This is a genomic window from Cryobacterium soli (genome assembly GCF_003611035.1).
In the GTDB taxonomy this organism is placed as follows: Bacteria; Actinomycetota; Actinomycetes; order Actinomycetales; family Microbacteriaceae; genus Cryobacterium; species Cryobacterium soli.
Genome location: NZ_CP030033.1, coordinates 2,440,850 through 2,457,525, shown reverse-complemented (window position 1 = coordinate 2,457,525; position 16,676 = coordinate 2,440,850). Strand labels below are relative to the sequence as shown.

General features: G+C 67.8%; 18 protein-coding genes and 1 tRNA gene. 8 read left to right on the top strand and 11 right to left on the bottom strand.

Annotated features, from left to right (window positions below):
• Window positions 1–166: 166 nt before the first annotated feature.
• Window positions 167–409, bottom strand: coding sequence for a cell division protein CrgA (locus DOE79_RS11275; protein ID WP_120338567.1), 243 nt, complete (start codon window positions 407–409; stop codon window positions 167–169).
• 83 nt (window positions 410–492) lie between these two features.
• On the opposite strand from DOE79_RS11275, the gene DOE79_RS11270 reads away from it, so the two are divergent.
• The 3 genes from DOE79_RS11270 (at window position 493) to DOE79_RS11265 (ending at window position 2,152) form a co-directional block, all read left to right on the top strand.
• On the top strand, window positions 493–1,293 hold the full coding sequence (locus tag DOE79_RS11270) for a class E sortase (RefSeq protein ID WP_245976902.1): 801 nt from the start codon (window positions 493–495) through the stop codon (window positions 1,291–1,293).
• A 62-nt stretch (window positions 1,294–1,355) separates the two neighbouring features.
• Window positions 1,356–1,517, top strand: coding sequence for a hypothetical protein (locus DOE79_RS20550; protein ID WP_162942718.1), 162 nt, complete (start codon window positions 1,356–1,358; stop codon window positions 1,515–1,517).
• A complete protein-coding gene (locus DOE79_RS11265) occupies window positions 1,514–2,152 on the top strand; it encodes an anthranilate synthase component II (RefSeq protein ID WP_120338566.1) in 639 nt (212 codons plus the stop codon). The genes DOE79_RS20550 and DOE79_RS11265 overlap by 4 nt, the downstream gene beginning before the upstream one ends.
• A 31-nt stretch (window positions 2,153–2,183) precedes the next feature.
• On the opposite strand, the gene pknB is transcribed toward DOE79_RS11265, so the two are convergent.
• From pknB to DOE79_RS11230, 7 genes are all read right to left on the bottom strand, one after another.
• Window positions 2,184–3,815 (bottom strand): Stk1 family PASTA domain-containing Ser/Thr kinase, encoded by a 1,632-nt coding sequence (gene pknB / locus DOE79_RS11260; RefSeq protein ID WP_245976901.1) that lies wholly within the window; start codon window positions 3,813–3,815, stop codon window positions 2,184–2,186.
• A 151-nt stretch (window positions 3,816–3,966) separates the two neighbouring features.
• Window positions 3,967–5,709: a protein kinase domain-containing protein gene (locus DOE79_RS11255; RefSeq protein WP_120338564.1), complete on the bottom strand. Its 1,743-nt coding sequence runs from the start codon at window positions 5,707–5,709 to the stop codon at window positions 3,967–3,969.
• Window positions 5,706–7,157 carry a peptidoglycan D,D-transpeptidase FtsI family protein gene (locus tag DOE79_RS11250; protein ID WP_120338563.1) on the bottom strand — a complete coding sequence of 484 codons (1,452 nt, stop codon included), beginning with the start codon at window positions 7,155–7,157 and terminating at the stop codon, window positions 5,706–5,708. Before DOE79_RS11250 ends, DOE79_RS11255 begins: the two co-directional genes overlap by 4 nt.
• A complete protein-coding gene (locus tag DOE79_RS11245; protein ID WP_120338562.1) occupies window positions 7,158–8,558 on the bottom strand; it encodes an FtsW/RodA/SpoVE family cell cycle protein in 1,401 nt (466 codons plus the stop codon).
• Window positions 8,542–9,771, bottom strand: coding sequence for a PP2C family protein-serine/threonine phosphatase (locus tag DOE79_RS11240; RefSeq protein ID WP_120338561.1), 1,230 nt, complete (start codon window positions 9,769–9,771; stop codon window positions 8,542–8,544). Before DOE79_RS11240 ends, DOE79_RS11245 begins: the two co-directional genes overlap by 17 nt.
• Window positions 9,772–9,774: 3 nt before the next feature.
• Window positions 9,775–10,365 (bottom strand): FHA domain-containing protein FhaB/FipA, encoded by a 591-nt coding sequence (locus DOE79_RS11235; protein WP_120338560.1) that lies wholly within the window; start codon window positions 10,363–10,365, stop codon window positions 9,775–9,777.
• Window positions 10,362–11,105 (bottom strand): FHA domain-containing protein, encoded by a 744-nt coding sequence (locus tag DOE79_RS11230; protein WP_120338559.1) that lies wholly within the window; start codon window positions 11,103–11,105, stop codon window positions 10,362–10,364. The genes DOE79_RS11235 and DOE79_RS11230 overlap by 4 nt, the downstream gene beginning before the upstream one ends.
• A gap of 226 nt (window positions 11,106–11,331) precedes the next feature.
• Here DOE79_RS11230 and DOE79_RS11225 point away from each other — a divergent pair.
• Window positions 11,332–11,415 (top strand) — tRNA-Leu (locus tag DOE79_RS11225).
• A 213-nt stretch (window positions 11,416–11,628) separates the two neighbouring features.
• Window positions 11,629–12,567 carry an aldo/keto reductase gene (locus DOE79_RS11220; protein WP_120338558.1) on the top strand — a complete coding sequence of 313 codons (939 nt, stop codon included), beginning with the start codon at window positions 11,629–11,631 and terminating at the stop codon, window positions 12,565–12,567.
• A 79-nt stretch (window positions 12,568–12,646) separates the two neighbouring features.
• Here DOE79_RS11220 and DOE79_RS20545 read toward each other — a convergent pair whose 3' ends face one another.
• Together DOE79_RS20545 and DOE79_RS11215 are read right to left on the bottom strand one after the other, a co-directional pair.
• Window positions 12,647–12,802 carry a hypothetical protein gene (locus tag DOE79_RS20545; protein WP_162942717.1) on the bottom strand — a complete coding sequence of 52 codons (156 nt, stop codon included), beginning with the start codon at window positions 12,800–12,802 and terminating at the stop codon, window positions 12,647–12,649.
• Window positions 12,803–12,810: 8 nt separating this feature from the next.
• Window positions 12,811–14,184 (bottom strand): hypothetical protein, encoded by a 1,374-nt coding sequence (locus DOE79_RS11215; protein ID WP_120338557.1) that lies wholly within the window; start codon window positions 14,182–14,184, stop codon window positions 12,811–12,813.
• A gap of 147 nt (window positions 14,185–14,331) precedes the next feature.
• Between DOE79_RS11215 and DOE79_RS11210 the strand changes: the two genes are divergently transcribed.
• From DOE79_RS11210 to DOE79_RS11200, 3 genes are all read left to right on the top strand, one after another.
• On the top strand, window positions 14,332–14,784 hold the full coding sequence (locus DOE79_RS11210) for an S-ribosylhomocysteine lyase (protein WP_120338556.1): 453 nt from the start codon (window positions 14,332–14,334) through the stop codon (window positions 14,782–14,784).
• On the top strand, window positions 14,781–15,527 hold the full coding sequence (gene mtnN / locus DOE79_RS11205) for a 5'-methylthioadenosine/S-adenosylhomocysteine nucleosidase (RefSeq protein ID WP_120338555.1): 747 nt from the start codon (window positions 14,781–14,783) through the stop codon (window positions 15,525–15,527). Before DOE79_RS11210 ends, mtnN begins: the two co-directional genes overlap by 4 nt.
• Window positions 15,528–15,668: 141 nt before the next feature.
• Complete coding sequence (locus DOE79_RS11200) at window positions 15,669–16,103, top strand: DUF2269 family protein (RefSeq protein ID WP_120338554.1); 435 nt, start codon at window positions 15,669–15,671, stop codon at window positions 16,101–16,103.
• 9 nt (window positions 16,104–16,112) lie between these two features.
• Here DOE79_RS11200 and DOE79_RS11195 read toward each other — a convergent pair whose 3' ends face one another.
• The gene (locus tag DOE79_RS11195; RefSeq protein ID WP_162942716.1) at window positions 16,113–16,667 is read right to left on the bottom strand and encodes a DUF4287 domain-containing protein; all 555 of its coding nucleotides are present in this window, start codon (window positions 16,665–16,667) and stop codon (window positions 16,113–16,115) included.
• Window positions 16,668–16,676: the final 9 nt, after the last annotated feature.

Here is a 16,676-nt window from a genome sequence, read left to right as displayed (position 1 = left end):
GGCACCTGCCGCCGGCGGTGATCTGCCGACTTTCCACAGGACTTATCCACACCGAGTGGGAAAGTTATCCACAGGAGTTTCCACACTGGGGATAATTACACGGCTGTAATTGACTACCCGAACGAGTGGTTATCGCGTGGGGAACAATCCGTGAATTGTGGGTGCGTCAGCGCCAGCGGGTGGTCATCAGGAAGCCGATGAAGGCGATCCCGAAGCCGACCAGGATGTTCCACGATCCGAAGGACGCCACGGGCAGTGCGCCCTGGCTCACGTAGAAGACGATGATCCAGGCGAGGCCGATCAGCATGAAACCGAACATCACCGGCTTGAACCAGACGGCGTTGGGGGCGTCCTCGCCCGAGCGGGCCTCGGGGCGGGCGGGCTTGGTGCGGGGATTTGTGCGTGCCATGCCTGAGATTCTAGCGTCCCCGCCTGCGCGGGCCTGCCGGGGGCCCGGCGGATCCGCATCCGAGGCCGATTAGAATCGACTGCATGACCGAGCCTGCCCCGTCCGCAGTACCGGCCCTGCGCGGGCGGCGAGCCCAGCGCGCCTCGCCGAAACCTGCTCGCCGGCGCGTGAGCGTGATCGGTGTGCTGGGCGAATTGCTCATCACCGGCGGGGTGATCGTGCTGCTCTTCCTCGCCTGGCAGCTCTGGTGGAACGACGCGGTCATGGCGGCGTCCCAGTCCCGGGCCGCCGAAGCGATCAGCAAGGGCTGGATCGAGAACGCGGGGCCGGATCCCAAGCCCGCGCCCGTGGCCGACGAGGGATACGGCGACCCGATCGTGGCCGCCGCGCCGGACAACGCCGCCGCTTTCGCGGTTCTCTACGTGCCCCGGTTCGGGGCGACCTACCAGCGCACCATTGCTCAGGGCACCGGCACCGACGTGCTCAACAGCCCGGAGCTGGGTATCGGGCACTACCCGGGCACCCAGATGCCCGGTGAGGTGGGCAACTTCGCCATCGCCTCGCACCGCAGCGCCAACGGCGGCGGCATGCACGTTATCAACGAGCTGCAGCTGAACGACGCGATCTACGTGCAGACGGCGGATGGGTACTACACCTACCGGTTCCGCGACTTCGAATATGTGCCGCCGAGCGCGATCGACGCCATCGCCCCGGTGCCGCACGCCCCTGAGGCGACGGCGGTCGACCGGCTGATCACGCTCACCACCTGCAACCCGCTCTTCTCGACAGCCGAGCGGATCATCGCCTACGGTGTATTCGAATCCTGGCAACCGACCTCGGCCGGTCCGCCCGCCGAGCTGGCGGCCATGATCCCCGCAGCCTGACAGTCCCGCCACATGCCGGGAACCCCCAACCATCCAGCCACACGAAGATCGAGGACCAACCCATGTACGCAGCCTTCTGGCGGATACTGCCCGGACCGGTATGGGTGCGCATCCTGATCGTGCTGGTGCTGCTGGGCGCCGTGCTCTACAGCCTCGCCACCTGGGTGTACCCCTGGGTGAACACATTCGTTGACAACCAGGAAGTGACGGTGGGCGCCCCATGACCCGCATTCTCGTGATCGACAATTACGACAGCTTTGTGTACACACTCAACGGCTACCTGCGCGAGCTCGGCGCAGAGACCGAGGTCGTGCGGAATGACGCGTTCGGCGCGAGCGACGTCGCCGATCGCATCGCGGAGTTCGACGGGGTGCTCGTGTCGCCCGGACCGGGTAAGCCCGCCGATGCCGGCATCTCGATCGCCGCCGTGGAAGCCGCGGTGGCCACCAACCTGCCGCTGTTCGGGGTCTGCCTGGGCCACCAGGCCATCGCCGAGGCGTTCGGCGCCACGGTGACCAACGCCGAGGAGCTCATGCACGGCAAGACTTCCCAGATCAGCCACGACGGCAGCGAGCTCTACGACGGGGTTCCACAGCCGTTCACGGCGACCCGGTACCACTCGTTGGCCGTGGTGAATGGCACGGTGCCCAGTGACCTCGTGGTGACCTCCCGCACCCAGGGAGGCGTCATCATGGGCCTGCGGCACGTTTCGGCGCCGATCCTCGGGGTGCAGTTCCACCCGGAGTCGGTACTGACCGAGGGCGGCTACCTGATGGTGGGCAACTGGTTGGCGCTGGCCGGTCTGCCGGAGGCCCGCGAAACGGCCAAACACCTCACGCCCATGCTCAAGCTGGGCTGAGGCCGCGCCACGCTCAACCGACGACGCGGCCTCAGCCGGCGCAGTAGGTGAGTGTGACCTCGGACTTCTGGGGCGCATCGCCCGGCGGCAGGGACTGCTTGATGACCGGCGAACCGTCCTCGCCCTCGCAGTCGTAGTCGGGCGCCAGGGTGGGAACCAACTGAAGGTCGTCCGCCTGCAGCAGGGCATTGGCTGCCGTCAACGCTTGGCCCAAGACATCGGGCATGGTGACAAAACCCGTGGACACTGTGAAGTCCACCGTTGTTCCCACCGGAACCTGCTCCCCCGGAGCGGGGCTCGTTGACATGATGACCCCTTCCGCAACATTCGCGGAATTCTCCGTGGTGACCGAGCCGGCCACGAAACCCGCCTCGACGAGGGACGGTTGGGCTTCCGCCAAGGGTTGGTTGGTGGTGTCCGGCATCGCCACTTGTTCGGCACCGGTCGACACGTAAACCTTGATCACCGTGGCCGGCGGAGCGATGGTGCCCGACGGCGGATCGGTGCGGATCACTTCGTCCTTGGCCACCGTCGAACTGGTTTCCTCGGCCTTCGTCGCTGCGAGGTCGAGCTCCAGCAACGCATCCTGGGCGTCGTCATAGCTGAAGCCGATCAGGACCGGAACCCGGCGGGAGGAGTCGGGCAGCTCATTGCTGGGTTTCAGGCTCACGGCCCAGAACATCACCGCGATCACGATCACGATGACGCTGACGATGCCGGCCCAGATCCAGATCACCGGTGGGCGCCGCTGGGTGCGGGCCATGGTCTGGTCTTCGGCAAGTTGCTTGAGGGCGAGTTCGGAGGTGGATTCGACTTCGGGCGGCGCACCGAACAGTCCGGCCGCGAGGTCGTCCGTCGAACGGCGCACAGGGATGTGCCCGGCGCCGGCGGTTTCGACATCGTTGCGGAATTCGACAGCGCTCTGGTACCGGTCGAACCGGTCCTTGGCCAGGGCGTGCAGCACCACGATGTCCAGGGCCGGGGAGACCTTCGGGTTCACCGAGCTGGGTTTTACCGGGGCTTCGCTCACGTGCTGGTAGGCCACGGCCACCGGGGTGTCGCCCCGGAACGGCGGGCGGCCCGTGAGCATCTCGAAGAGCACCACACCGCTGGAGTACAGGTCGGTGCGGGCATCCACCGACTCGCCCTTGGCCTGCTCCGGCGAGAAGTAGGACGCGGTGCCGAGGATCGCCGTGGTCTGTGCGACCGTGGTGGCGGAGTCGGAGATCGCGCGGGCGATACCGAAGTCCATGACCTTGACCTGACCGGCCTTGGTGATCATGATGTTGCCCGGCTTGATGTCGCGGTGCACGACACCAGCGCGGTGGGAGTACTCGAGGGCGGTCAGGACCCCGTCGATGATGCGGACGGCCTCGACCGAGTCGATCGGGCCTTCCTTGATGATGTCCTTGAGCAGGCGGCCGTCAACGTACTCCATGATGATGAAGGGGATCTGGGCTTCGGTTCCATCGTCCTCGGTGATGGTCTCCTCGCCGGCGTCGAATACCCGCACGATCGTGGGGTGCGCCATGCGGGCGGCGGCTTGCGCTTCTTGCCGGAACCTGGTGCGGAAGGCGGGATCGACGGCGAGCGACGACTTGAGCAGCTTGATGGCCACAGTGCGGCCCAGCCTGGAGTCGGTGCCGATGTGCACGTCGGACATGCCCCCGCGGCCAATCGACGCGCCGACGCGGTAGCGACCTGCTAGCAGACGGCCCTCATCAGTCAATGCAAAACTCCCTGCTCGCGACACTGTTGGTCATTTTAGTCAAGATCCGTCGCGCGGCCCCCTGGACGCGCGACGGCGACACCACTTAGCCGGCGGGCGGGGTGGGTGGCGTGGTCGCCGGTGGTGTTGTGGCGGGGGCGGTCACGGTGACGGATGTCGCTGCGGAGTAGTCGGATTCGACCTGGCCGCAGAAATACCGGAACTTGACCGTGAAGTTGCTCGTTCCGGCGGTGACCGTTGCGGTGGTGGTGTCCGCGTCGGTCGGGCTCGGTGACTCGGCACCCTCCGCGAGCAGCTCGTAGCCGGACAGCTCCTGACCCGTGGGGCAGGACTGGGCGGGCCACGTGACCGTCACCGTTCCGCCGGGAGCCACGGTGGCAGGGGTGGCCGTGGGCGTGCCGGACGGGGCCGACGGTGTGGCGACATCGCTGTACACGCTGACCTTGATGGCGGTGCCGAGGGTGACCCTGCCGGTGGGGTTGATGCCGTAGACGGTGTCGACCTGCTCCGCCGTGGTGGCGGCCTTGTCGGGCACCACGTTGGCGCTGAGACCCATATCGCTGAGCATCTGCCGGGCCTCGGAGCTGGTCTTGCCCAGGAAGTCGGCCTCGGTGACTTCCACCGTGGTGGCAGCCTGAGACGGAGTGGGCGTCGGCGTCGGCTTGGGAGCCGACGGGGTACTCGACGTCGCGGTGGGGGCCGGGCCAGGCGTTTCGGCGGCTGGGGTGTTGAAGAGGGTGAGCAGGGTGCCGACGAGGACCAGGGCCAAGATCGAAATGAGCGCGACCAGCGGCCAGGTCCAGGGGCTGCGCTTCTTCTTCTTTTTCTGGGGGTCGCCGGCTGCCGCTGCCGCGGCCGCTTCGGCGCGCGTCGCCGGTTGAACCGGTCCCCCGGAGGCGGGCATCAACTGGGTGGTCTGGTCGTTGCCGGCACCGGGCATGAGCATGGTGGCGGCTGTGGGCGTGATGCCCGACATCACGGCAGGCACGGATGCGGCGGCGGCGGCGACATCCCCGCGGCGCAGGGCGATCGCGGCACGCGCGAGGTGCGCGGCGGAAGCAGGGCGGTCGGCCGGGTTCTTGGCCAGGCAGGAGATCACCAGGTTGCGAACGGGCTCCGAGATGGTGTCGGGGAGGTCCGGCGGCTGTTCGTTGATCTGCGCCATGGCGATGGCCACCTGCGACTCGCCCGTGAACGGACGGCGACCGGCGAGGCTCTCGTAGGCGACGATGCCGAGGGAATAGATGTCGGTGGTCGGCGAGGCCGAGCGTCCGCTGGCCTGTTCGGGCGAGAGGTACTGCACGGTGCCCATCACCTGACCGGTTGCGGTGAGCGGAACCTGGTCGGCGATGCGGGCGATGCCGAAGTCGGTGATCTTGACGCGGCCTTCGGGCGTGATCAGCAGGTTGCCCGGCTTGATGTCCCGGTGGACGAGCCCGGCGGCGTGCGCGGCGTGCAGCGCAGCGGCGGTCTGGGCCACGATGTCGAGGACCTTGTCGGCGGGCAGGGTGTGCTCGCGTTCGAGGATCGTGGAGAGCGCCTCACCGGGCACCAGCTCCATCACGAGGAAGGCGCTGCCGTCTTCTTCGCCGTAGTCGAACACGTTGGCGATGCCTTCGTGGTTGACGAGCGCGGCGTGCCGGGCCTCAGCGCGGAAGCGCTCGAGGAAACCGGGGTCGCCGAGGTACTCGTCCTTGAGGATCTTGATCGCGACGGTGCGCCCGATCACCAGGTCGACGGACTGCCAAACCTCGCCCATACCGCCGATGGCGATGCGCGACTGCAGTTCGTATCGTCCCCCGAAGGTGAGCCCTGCTGTGGGTCTCATTTATTCAGCACCGCCTCTAGTACCTGTTTCGCTATCGGTGCGGCAAGCAAGTTGCCGTACCCCGTCTGACCGAGTCCCCCGCCATCTTCGATGAGAACGGTGATCGCGTATTGCGGGTCTGCCGCGGGGGCGAATCCGGTGAACCACAGAGTGTATGGATCATCAGCGCCGTTCTCCGCAGTCCCCGTTTTTCCCGCCACGTCGACTCCGTCTATTCTTGCATTGCTCGCGGCCCCGTCCTGGACCCCGTTGACCATCATCTGGGTCATCGTGGCCGCGGTGGCGGCGCTGATCACGCGGTCGGCCGCGACGGGTTCGAAAGTCTGCAGGGGGCTGAGGTCCGGCGCCAGAATCTGGTCGACGAGGTTGGGTTTCATTTCGATCCCTCCGTTGGCGATGGTGGCTGAGACCAGGGCCATCTGCAGTGGGGTCGCCTTCACACTGGTCTGGCCGAATGCCGACAGCGCGGTCTGCGCCTCGTCGGGATCTTCGGGGTACACGCTGGCCGTGACCGACAGCGGGATGCTGAACTCTGAGTTGAACCCGAACTTCTCGGCCATCGCGCGGATGGCGTCATCGCCCAGCTGCAGTCCCAGCTCGGCCATCGGGATGTTGCAGGAGAGCCGCAGCGCGGTGGCGATGGTGACGGTGTCGCCGGGACCGCAGGTGCCGCCGCCGGAGTTGATGACCACCGAACTCGAGTTCGGCAGTGTGAACGTGGCCGGGTTGGGGAAGGCGGTGTCGGGGGTGTACTGACCGGACTCAAGTGCTGCGGCGACCACCACGAGCTTGAAGACCGAGCCGGGCGGGTTCAGTGAGTTGATGGCCCGGTTGATCAGCGGGTCGCCCGGAGCGTTGACCAGGGCGTCGTAGGTGTCGTTCACCGCGGCACTGTCGTGCACGGCGAGCGTGTTCGGGTCGTAGCTGGGCTTGGAGACCATCGCCAGCACCCGGCCGGTCTTGGGCTCAGTGACGACCACGGAGCCCTGGAGGCCGCCGAGCGCATCCCAGGCGGCCTGCTGCGCGACCGGGTCGATGCTGGTTTCCACGGCGGCGCCCTTCGGGTCCTGCCCGGTGACGAGGCTGGAGATCTGGTCGAAGAACTGCGAGTTGGAGGTGCCGCTGAGTTCGCCGTTGAGCGCCTGCTCGAGACCGGTGGGGGCGCCGTTGACCGGGATGAAACCGGTGATCGGCGCGTACAGCAGGCCGTTGCTGTAGGTGCGCTGGAACTTGTAGTTGTCGTCGACCGGGAGGGACTGGGCGATCGGTTCGCCGCCGGCAAGGATGGCGCCGCGCTCGACCGAGTAGCTGTCCAGCAGGGTGCGGGTGTTGCGGTCGTCGGCCGAGAGGTTGTCGGATTGGAAGACCTGCACGATGGACGTGGAGGTGAGCAGGGCGGCGAACATGAGCATCACCACGATGCTCACGCGCTTGAGTTCACGATTCATCTAGACCACCAGCCGAGGTTGGTTGCGCACCGTGTCGGATAGCCGCAGCAGGAGGGCCACGATGATCCAGTTGGCGACGAGGGAGGAGCCACCGGCGGCCAGGAACGGGGTGGTGAGGCCGGTGAGCGGGATGACGCGGGTGACACCGCCGATCACGATGAAACACTGCAGCGCGATGACGAAGGAGAGGCCGACGCCGAGGAGCTTGCCGAAGTCGTCCTGACCGGCGAAGCCGATGCGGAAGCCGCGGGCGACGAGCAGCAGGTACAGGGCGAGGATGGCGAACAGGCCCGCCAGGCCGAGCTCCTCGCCGAGGCTGGCGATGATGTAGTCGCTCTGCGGCACCGGGGTCAGCTCTGGGCGGCCCTGGCCGAGGCCTGTGCCGAGCAACCCGCCCTTGGCGAGGCCGAACAGGCCCTGCACCAGCTGGTAGCTGCCGCCGTCGGCGTCGTACACGGCCGGGTTGAGCGCATCCAGCCAGTTGGTGAACCGGCCGTTGACGTAGTCCAGCGTCTGGCTGGCGATGACGGCGCCGCCGAGGAACAGCGACATGCCCAACAGCACCCAGCTGAGCCGGCCCGTGGCGAGATAGAGCATGACCAGGAACAGGCCGAAGTACAGCAGGGCGGTGCCCAGGTCGCGCTGGAAGATGATGACCGACATCGACAGGGCCCAAACCACCAGGATCGGGCCGAGGTCGCGCAGGCGCGGGAAACGCATGCCGAGGAACTTCTTGCCCACCATCGAGAGGCTGTCGCGGTTGCGCACGAGATAGCCGGCGAAGAACACGGCCAAGGCGATCTTGGCGATCTCGCCGGGCTGGAAGGTGGCGAAGGAACCGAAACCGATCCAGACGCGGGCGCCGCTGACCTCGCGGCCGAGACCGGGCACGAGCGGCAGCAGCAGCAGGGCCACACCGACGAAGCCGGCCACATAGGTGTACCGGAAGAGCACCCGATGGTTGCGGATCACCAGAATCACCGTGATGGCACAGGCGATGGCCAGGCCGCTCCACACGGTCTGCCGCACGGCGGCGCTGGCCCAGCCGGACTCGTTGTTGGCGATGTCGATGCGGTAGATCATGGCGATGCCGATGCCGTTGAGCAGGGTGGCGATCGGCAGGATGAACGGGTCGGCCTCACGCGCCACGAAGCGGAGCATGATGTGCAGGGCGAAGACCAGGCCGGACAGGCTCGCGCCGAGCAGCACCAGGGTGGTGTCGATCTGGCCGAGAGCGCCCAATTGCACGAGCACGACGGCGCCCAGGTTGATGCCGCACGCGACGATCAGCAGGAACAGTTCGAGGTTGCGCAGCTTCTGCGGCAGGTGCAGTCTCCGGATCTTGCCGGTCTGCGGTGCCGCCTCGCGGGCGTCCGTGGCCGGGTTACTCTGCCGGGGCATTGCTCAACCGTTCCACGATGAGTTTGGCGTCCTCGAGGGAGGATGCGCTGATGGTGCGCTCCACCTGCTGGCGGTCGTACACGCGCAGCTGGTTCAGCTCCAGGTCGGTGTCTTCGTAGACGCTGGAGAGTTTGAGTGGTCCCAGATCCTGCTGGATGCCCTGGTAGATGGCGACGGTGCTGCCCTCGACCCCCACGTAGTAGCGGCTCTGTGTCCACTGGTAGCCGAGCAGGGCGGCGCCGGCGATGGCCACGACCAGCAGAACGATGCCGGCCAGCCAAGTGATCTTGCGGCGCAATGCCCGGCGGGCATCCTCTTCGATGAGCTCGGAGAGGTAGTCCTGGGAGTCGGGCTCGAAGTGGGTCTCGCGCACCGGGTGCAGTCGGAGCGACGGGATGCGCGGGGCGCGGGCGCGCGCCGGCTCCTCACCGAAGGCGAGCGGGGCCGAGGCGGAGCCGACCACGAGGGGTTCGCCCTGGCGTTCGCCGCCGTTGCCGATGTCGACGACCACGATCGTGACATTGTCGGGGGCGCCGCCGTCGAGGCTCTCCTTGACCAGGCGGTCGGCGACGGCCTGGGCGTCCAGCGGGCTCTTGAGGGCGTTGGCGATGCCGGTGTTGGACACCACCCCGCTCAACCCGTCGGAGCAGATCAGCCAGCGGTCGCCCGCACGGGTCGCCAGGATCGACGTGTCGATCTCGGGTGAGGACTCGACGTCGCCGAGCACCCGCATCAGCACCGAGCGGCGCGGGTGCACCATGGCCTCGGCCTCTGTGATCCGGCCGCTGTCGACCAGACGCTGCACGAAAGTGTGGTCGGTGGTGATCTGGGACAGCTCACCGTCACGGAACAGGTAGATGCGGGAGTCGCCGATGTGCGCGATGGCGACCTGGTCATGCAGCACCACGAGGGCGCTGACGGTGGTGCCCATGCCGGTGAGCTCGGCGTGCTCGAAGACGGTTTCGGCCAACTGCGAGTTCGCCGCGATCAGCGCCGCCTGCAGGGCGAACTCCGCGTCCTGCGCCGAGTGGTAGGCCTTGTCGGCCTCCATGATGCGCTTGGTGGCGATGGCGGAGGCGACGTCGCCGCCCGCGTGTCCGCCCATGCCGTCGGCGACGACGAACAGGGTGTGCCCGGCGTAGCCGGAGTCCTGGTTGTTGGCCCGAATCTTGCCAACGTTGGACACGGCGGCGCTGTGACTAACCGATGCCATGCACTACCGCCGGAGCTCGAAGCTGGTCGCGCCGATCTTGACGGTGGTGTTCAGCGGCACCGACGTGGGCACCGCCACGCGTTTTCCGTCGAGGAAGGTGCCGTTGGTGGAGTCGAGGTCCTGCACCATCCAGTCATCGTGCCAGAGCATCAGGCGCGCGTGGTGGGTGGAGGTGTAGTCGTCACGGATGACGAGACTCGAGTCGCTTGAGCGGCCGATCGTGATGGGCTCGGAGCCGAGCGGGAACTCGGTGCCCGCCTTGGGCCCCGAGGTGATCACCAGGCGGGTCGCGGTCTGGGTGGTCGCCTTGTCCGGCCCGGCGACGGGCTGGGCCAGCTTGGGCCGGGAGAGCTGCTCGGTGGGCGCCGACGCGCTGGCGGCCGGCGCCTGCGCGAACGCTCCGGCGGGAACCGGGGCGGGCGGCGGGGTGGCGAAGGGCACGGCGGCCGCGGGCGGTGTGTCGGTCGAGAGCTTCCGCACCCGTTGACCGAACAGGTCGCTGCGCAGCGCATAGACGATGCCGAAGATGAACAGCCAGAGCACGAGCAGGAACGCCAGGCGCAGGACGAGCAGGGTCAGTTCGCTGGGGTTCATGTGTTCGGCCCCCAGAATCCGCCTATGTCGTGCCGCTGGGTGGCGTCGTCGGTGCGGCGAGGCGCCGGATCGGAGCCGGCCTGGGCGACGACCCTGAAGACGATGCGGGTGCGACCGATTGTGATCACCGAGTCGGGTTCGAGGATGGCCTGCTTGACGGGGGCGCCGTTCAGCTGGGAACCATTGGTGGAGCCGAGGTCGCGCACCTGGGCGCGGGCGCCGTCCCAGATGATCTCGACGTGCCTGCGGGAGGTGCCGGTGTCGTCGATGGTGATGTCGGCATCAGACCCGCGGCCGATCACGGTGCGGGACTTGACCAGAGCGTGCCGGTGGCCGTTGATGTCGAGAACCGGGGTCCAGGCGACAGTGCCCTTGACGCTGGTGGAATCCACCTGCACCATTCCCTCGCTCAGGCCCGGGTCGTTCTCGAAGTCGATCGTCACGGCACCGGTGAACTGATACCCCTGCGAGGCGGCGTGCTGCTGCACCAACTGGATGAGTTCGTCGACGAGCGCCGGGCCCAGATCGGTGATGCGGCGGAAGTCGGCCTGGGCCAGTCGCACAGTGAAGCGGTTCGGCGCCAGGATACGGTCGCGGGCCACGACGGCGGCTTTGGTGTCGAGCTCACGACGCAGCGCTGAGGTGATCTCCACCGGCTGCACGCCCGACTTGAAGGTCTTGGCGAAGGCGCCGTTTACGGCGCGCTCAAGACCTTTCTCAAAGCTATCCAGTATGCCCACAGGTCTCCCGATCCGGTCCGTTTGGCTATCAGCATGTTACTTGCCTCACGTGTTAACTCGCCCAACGGGCGGGTCAGGGCACGGGAAGTCATCCTACGGGGGTAGACGCGCTGAACCACTAATAGGGGGTGTGTGACACCCGTTTGCGGCCTGCGGACCGTCCTGCGGGCGGACAAATGCGCCGAATGGCGTTTGAGCCCCCGGGAATGCTAGGATTTCAAAGTTCGCGCGAGTGGCGGAATTGGCAGACGCGCTGGCTTCAGGTGCCAGTGTTCGAAAGGACGTGGGGGTTCAAGTCCCCCCTCGCGCACACTCGTAAGAAGTGCACGAAGGATGAAAATCCGCGCGAACGGAAGGGCCCCCGGGAAACCGGGGGCCTTTCGTCATTCTCAGGCTTCGAAAACCCGCCGATCGACCGGGGCAGCGATTCAGCGCTCACGGCTCTCAGTGGCATCGGCGTTAGTTGTTTTACATGTGTCTTGCGGCTCCTTACGGTGGAAAGACCGTCTCGAAAGGACCACTTGTGAAGACATTCACCATGCCCGGAACCGACATCGTCGCGCCCAACGTGCTGCTCGGCCTGATGCGCATCGCCGACAAGACCGACGACGAGGTACGGGAACTCGTACGCACCGCTCGGGACTCCGGTATCGATTTCCTCGACCACGCCGACGTGTACGGGAACGAGCTGCACGGCTGTGAGCGCCGGTTCGCCGAAGCGATGCAGCTGACGCCGTCCCAGCGCGACGCGCTGACCATCCAGACCAAGACCGGGATCGTGGGGGAGAACGGGCCGTACTTCGACTTCTCCTACGAGCACATCATCGAGTCGGTGGACGGCTCGCTGGCGGCGCTGGACACCGACCGGATCGACATCCTGTTGCTGCACCGGCCCGACGCGCTGGTGGAGCCCGAGGAGGTCGCCCGTGCCTTCGACGAGTTGGAGGCCGCCGGCAAGGTGCGCGCGTTCGGCGTGTCCAACCACACCCCGCGCCAGATCGACCTGCTGCGGAAGTACGTGCGCCAGCCGATTGTGGCCAACCAGCTGCAGCTGTCGATCACCCACTCGCCGATCATCGCGCAGGGGGTGTCGGCGAACATGGCCGACGAGGAGCAGTCGGTGACCCTCGACGGCGGCGGGATCCTGGACTACTGCCGGCTGAACGACATCACCGTGCAGGCGTGGTCGCCGTTCCAGGCGGGTTTCTTCAACGGGGTCTTCCTCGGCAACGAGAAGTACCCGGAACTCAACGCGGTCATCGACCGGCTCGCCGCCGCCTACGGCGTGCCGCCGATCGCCATCGCCACGGCGTGGATCACCCGGCACCCCGCGCAGATGCAGGTTGTGCTCGGCACCACCAGCCCCGAGCGGGTCGCGGGAGCCGCCCAGGGCTCCGACCTGCGACTGAGCCGGGCGGAGTGGTACGACCTCTTCCGGGCCGCCGGCAAGCTGGTGCCCTGACCGCATCCGTTCAGCGCAGACGTGCGAGGTGAGGCTGTGAGGTTGCCGTGACCTGCGGGCGGTCGGGCCGGACCGAGGCTTAGTCGGCCGGGCCGCCCGAGGCGGTGTCCTCGTCGGTCTCGGCGGTGCCGTCGCTCTGCGAACCGTCCGGGAGCGACTCTGCCTGGGTCTTCTCGGCTTCGGTCACGTCGGTGGAGCCATCCGGCTTCTGGTTGTTCGTCTGGTCGGAATCCATGCCGTCAACTATAGGAGCACACACGGCGCCGTGACCATGATCGAGATGCCGTCGGCGGTTCCGCGGATCGACAGAGTGTCCAGGCTGCCATCCGGCACCGACCAGAAATCCCGGCCCATGGCCCGGTCGGACCGGATGTAGCCGCCGATCTCCCACGCCGTGGTGATGGCGTCGAACGCCTCGTCGGCACTGTCTGCGATCTCGAAGATGGGGATGACGACGGTGCCGTGCACCTGTTCGTTGCTGCCGTCCATGCAGGTTTCGGTCGTCACGGATGCCGGGCCGCGGATGCCCGCGGCATCACCGGCGGCGTCCAGCAGGGTCGTCACCAGGGCCGTGTCCAGCTCGAGCCGGGCCGCGGCTGCTGCCGGGTCGGCGGCTGCCGGGGGAATGGCACCCGGGAGCCCGGTCAGCCTGTCGTCGGGCTCGGCCGAGCCGAGGGGAAGCCCGAGATAGCCGCGCAGGTCCTGGGAGGCATCGGCGCCGCCGGTCGAGGCCGTGAAAGAAGCTCGCGGCAGGCCGCTCGACTGCGAGTCAGACTCGTCCAGCCCCGTGAGCCGTGCCGCGACGAGGCCACGGGCACTCCGGGTGTCGACAAGGACCCGGAGGGACGGCCGCCAGGCAGAGAATTCCTTCCTCGTGTCGACGCCGTCGAACGACACCGAGGTCACTCCCTCGGCCGCGGCAAGGTCGCTGAGCACGGGAACCAGCTTGGCGGCCGGGGACCGGGGGTCGAACGTCAGCGACGAGGATTCGCCGGCGTCGTGCTCGGTGACCAGGGTCACGGCGGTCAGGGCGCCGCTGCCGAAGCCGGGGATCGCCCGCATCGTCTCGGTCAGGTCGGCCCAGCGCGCCGGCGAGTCCACCGAGACGATCACCGGCTCCCCGTGCTGCAGCACCGATACCGAGCCGATGCCGGGCAGATCGCTCAGCGCCAGGGCGGCGTCGGCCATCTCCCGTGGTTCGACGCTCGTGAGGACGCCGTTCGGAGGGGGCGAGAACTGCAGTTGCACGTCCGCGGTACCCGGCTCGCCGGGAATCCGCAGGACGGTGGTCAGTGAGACATAGCCGTCCTGACCGTCGGCGGCCACCGATGCGGCCAGGGAACGCGGGTCCAGGCCCGACGCATCGGCTTGCACGGTGAGGAGGGCAGACCACGCAGCCACCTCGGACAACGGCCCGCCGTCTTTATGGTCACGCACCCTGATATCCGTCGTGACCGAAGCCACTCCCGGTGTGCTCCGGATCATGGCTGCCGCGTCGTCGACCACCGCCGTGACCTCCGCGGGCGGGCGCGGAAACCCGGTGCACCCCGCCACACCCAGTGCCAGCAGCAGGACCCCCGCGCCGGCCCACCCTCGAACGAACCCCCGTGTCTGCATCCGGCCAGTATCCCGCACCGGGCTGACGGCATCCGTCGCGTGGCGACACTCTCACGGCCGGTTCACGGCTCGCCTGTTACTGTCGATGGGTCATCCCGAACGGGCCGGCACCACAGTTTTCAGGGAGCACCAGTGAACCAGCCTCGAATGAACGTCGAGTCGTTCAACCTCGACCACCGCACCGTCGCCGCGCCCTATGTGCGCCTGGCAGACACCAAGGTTCTGCCGCAGGGCGACACCATCGTGAAGTACGACGTACGCTTCACCCAGCCCAACGTCGCCCACCTTGATATGAAGGCCGTGCACTCGATCGAGCACCTCTTCGCCGAGCACTCCCGCAACCACTCGGCGCGGGTCATCGACTTCTCGCCGATGGGCTGCCAGACCGGTTTCTACCTGATCCTGCAGGGGCAGCCGGAGTACGCGGAGGTTCTCGATCTCATCGAGGCGACCATGACCGACATCCTCGGCGCCACCGAGGTGCCCGCCGCGAACAAGGTGCAGTGCGGTTGGGGCGCGAACCACTCGCTCACCGCGGCGCAGGATGCGGTGACGGTCTTCCTCGCCGCCCGCGCGGACTGGCCCATCGTCACCGCATGAGCGCCGAGCCCAGCATGAACATTGACGCGATCATCCTGGTGGCGATGGACGAGGAAGCGGCCCCGTTCATCGCCGCCGCCTCGGCCGCGGCCGAACCCCTGACCGTCGGCAACGCCCGCCAGCACAGCCTCACGCTGGCCGGCCGCGAGGTGCTCCTGGTGCAGAGCGGCATCGGCCTGGTCAACGCGGCAGGTGCGGCGACCGCGGCGATCCTCTCCGCGCGCGCCGAGGCACCCGACGCCGCGCCGCTGGTGATCAGCGCCGGCTCGGCCGGCGGGGTCGCCGTGCACGTGAGGGTCGGCGAGGTCGTCATCGGCAGCGACTACCTCAACAGCGGGGCGGATGCCCGGGCCTTCGGCTACCTGCTCGGCCAGGTGCCCGGCATGCCCGCCAGCTACGTCGGCACGGAGACCGCACTCACCGCGGCCGAATCCCCGGTGCAGATGCCCGACGGCTCGGCCATCGTGGTGCACCGGGGGACCATGGTCTCCAGCGACACCTTCGTCGGCGGCGACATCGTGGACCGCATCCGCACCGAGTTCCCCGGCGTGCTCGCCACCGATATGGAATCCGTCGCGATCGCCCAGACCGCCCACGTGCACGGGGTGCCGTTCCTGGCCGTACGGGGCATCTCCGACCTGTGCGGGCCCGTGGCCGGCTCCGACTTCCTCACCCACGTCGACGACGCGGCCGACCGCTCGGCCGTCGTGGTGCTGGAGATCCTGCGCCGGCTGGCGGACTGACCGCGCCCGCCGCCCGGCCCCGCGCAACTGTTGCCACTTCGGACTTCTGCACCTTGTGTGCCGGGCGCAGTCGTCCGCACGGGGAACAGGTGGCCGGGGCGAGAGGGCGCCGTGGCGGCGCATCCGTTCTAGGGTGAGCACATGGACACTGTGATTGAGATTCTGCACATCGTTGCCGCCGTCTTCATCATCGGACCGATGGCCATCCTGCCGATGACCGGACTGCGTGCCCTTCGCGCGCGGGAGGCCGGACAGATCACGTTGCTGGCGAAGTCGGTGAACATCTTCACGCTGCTATCGCTCGTCGTGGCGCTGTTCGGGTTCGGCGCCCTGGGCATGAGCGAGCGGGCGTCCTTCGCCTCGACCTGGATCTGGCTCTCGATCGTGCTCTACGCGCTCGCGCTGGCGATCAACCTGTTCCTGGTGGTTCCGGCGCTGCGCGCCTCGGCCGAGGAGGTGACGGCCAACCCGTCGGGCACCGCCCGGCTGGCCGGCTACCCGCGCATCGCCGCCGGCTCCGGCATCGTGACCCTGCTCCTGGTCGCCGTGACCGTGCTCATGGTCTGGAAGCCCTAGGCGCGCGGCTCAGGCTACGTCGTAGGCGCGGCGCAGCCAGGCGAGGACGTCGTCGGTGAGCCCGGCCGGTTCGGTCAGGCGCATCCGGTGGGTGACCATGCTGTTCCAGCTGCCGGATGCCTCCAGCGCGTCGGCCCCGTCGACGCCGGGCAGCTTCAGGCCCAGGTCGAGCCGGCCCGCGGTGACCTGCACGATGGCGAACTTCTTCGTTCCCTTGAGCAGGCTGATGTACGTGTTGGTCGGGGCGAGGGTCACCTCGCCGACCTGCCAGGCATGGGCGAGCAGGGCGTCGTAGGTGGGGCGCCAGTGGGCCTTGGTGCCGCCGAACTGGGCGGTGATCTTCTCCTCCACGGGCAAGCGCTGGCCGGGAACCTGGCCCAGCGCCGACACCAGGGCCATCGCATGGCCGGTGCCCAGGCCGTAGTCCTCCTTGAGCCACGCCACGATCCGGGCGGTCTTCACGTCGGGGCCCAGCAGGCCCTTGGCGGCCGCCGCGGCGCGGAAGTCGTCGGGTCCGAGACCGGTCTTGGCCTTGATCGTGTCGAGGTACGCCTGGGAGGTCATGGTGCTCCT

What these genes read in the sequence shown, in the direction of transcription:
- DOE79_RS11275 (WP_120338567.1), bottom strand. Translation starts at nt 409, where the DNA reads ATGGCACGCACAAATCCCCGCACCAAGCCCGCCCGCCCCGAGGCCCGC.
- DOE79_RS11270 (WP_245976902.1), top strand. Translation starts at nt 493, where the DNA reads ATGACCGAGCCTGCCCCGTCCGCAGTACCGGCCCTGCGCGGGCGGCGA.
- DOE79_RS20550 (WP_162942718.1), top strand. Translation starts at nt 1,356, where the DNA reads ATGTACGCAGCCTTCTGGCGGATACTGCCCGGACCGGTATGGGTGCGC.
- DOE79_RS11265 (WP_120338566.1), top strand. Translation starts at nt 1,514, where the DNA reads ATGACCCGCATTCTCGTGATCGACAATTACGACAGCTTTGTGTACACA.
- pknB (WP_245976901.1), bottom strand. Translation starts at nt 3,815, where the DNA reads ATGTCCGACGTGCACATCGGCACCGACTCCAGGCTGGGCCGCACTGTG.
- DOE79_RS11255 (WP_120338564.1), bottom strand. Translation starts at nt 5,709, where the DNA reads ATGAGACCCACAGCAGGGCTCACCTTCGGGGGACGATACGAACTGCAG.
- DOE79_RS11250 (WP_120338563.1), bottom strand. Translation starts at nt 7,157, where the DNA reads ATGAATCGTGAACTCAAGCGCGTGAGCATCGTGGTGATGCTCATGTTC.
- DOE79_RS11245 (WP_120338562.1), bottom strand. Translation starts at nt 8,558, where the DNA reads ATGCCCCGGCAGAGTAACCCGGCCACGGACGCCCGCGAGGCGGCACCG.
- DOE79_RS11240 (WP_120338561.1), bottom strand. Translation starts at nt 9,771, where the DNA reads ATGGCATCGGTTAGTCACAGCGCCGCCGTGTCCAACGTTGGCAAGATT.
- DOE79_RS11235 (WP_120338560.1), bottom strand. Translation starts at nt 10,365, where the DNA reads ATGAACCCCAGCGAACTGACCCTGCTCGTCCTGCGCCTGGCGTTCCTG.
- DOE79_RS20545 (WP_162942717.1), bottom strand. Translation starts at nt 12,802, where the DNA reads ATGGATTCCGACCAGACGAACAACCAGAAGCCGGATGGCTCCACCGAC.
- DOE79_RS11215 (WP_120338557.1), bottom strand. Translation starts at nt 14,184, where the DNA reads ATGCAGACACGGGGGTTCGTTCGAGGGTGGGCCGGCGCGGGGGTCCTG.
- DOE79_RS11210 (WP_120338556.1), top strand. Translation starts at nt 14,332, where the DNA reads ATGAACGTCGAGTCGTTCAACCTCGACCACCGCACCGTCGCCGCGCCC.
- mtnN (WP_120338555.1), top strand. Translation starts at nt 14,781, where the DNA reads ATGAGCGCCGAGCCCAGCATGAACATTGACGCGATCATCCTGGTGGCG.
- DOE79_RS11200 (WP_120338554.1), top strand. Translation starts at nt 15,669, where the DNA reads ATGGACACTGTGATTGAGATTCTGCACATCGTTGCCGCCGTCTTCATC.
- DOE79_RS11195 (WP_162942716.1), bottom strand. Translation starts at nt 16,667, where the DNA reads ATGACCTCCCAGGCGTACCTCGACACGATCAAGGCCAAGACCGGTCTC.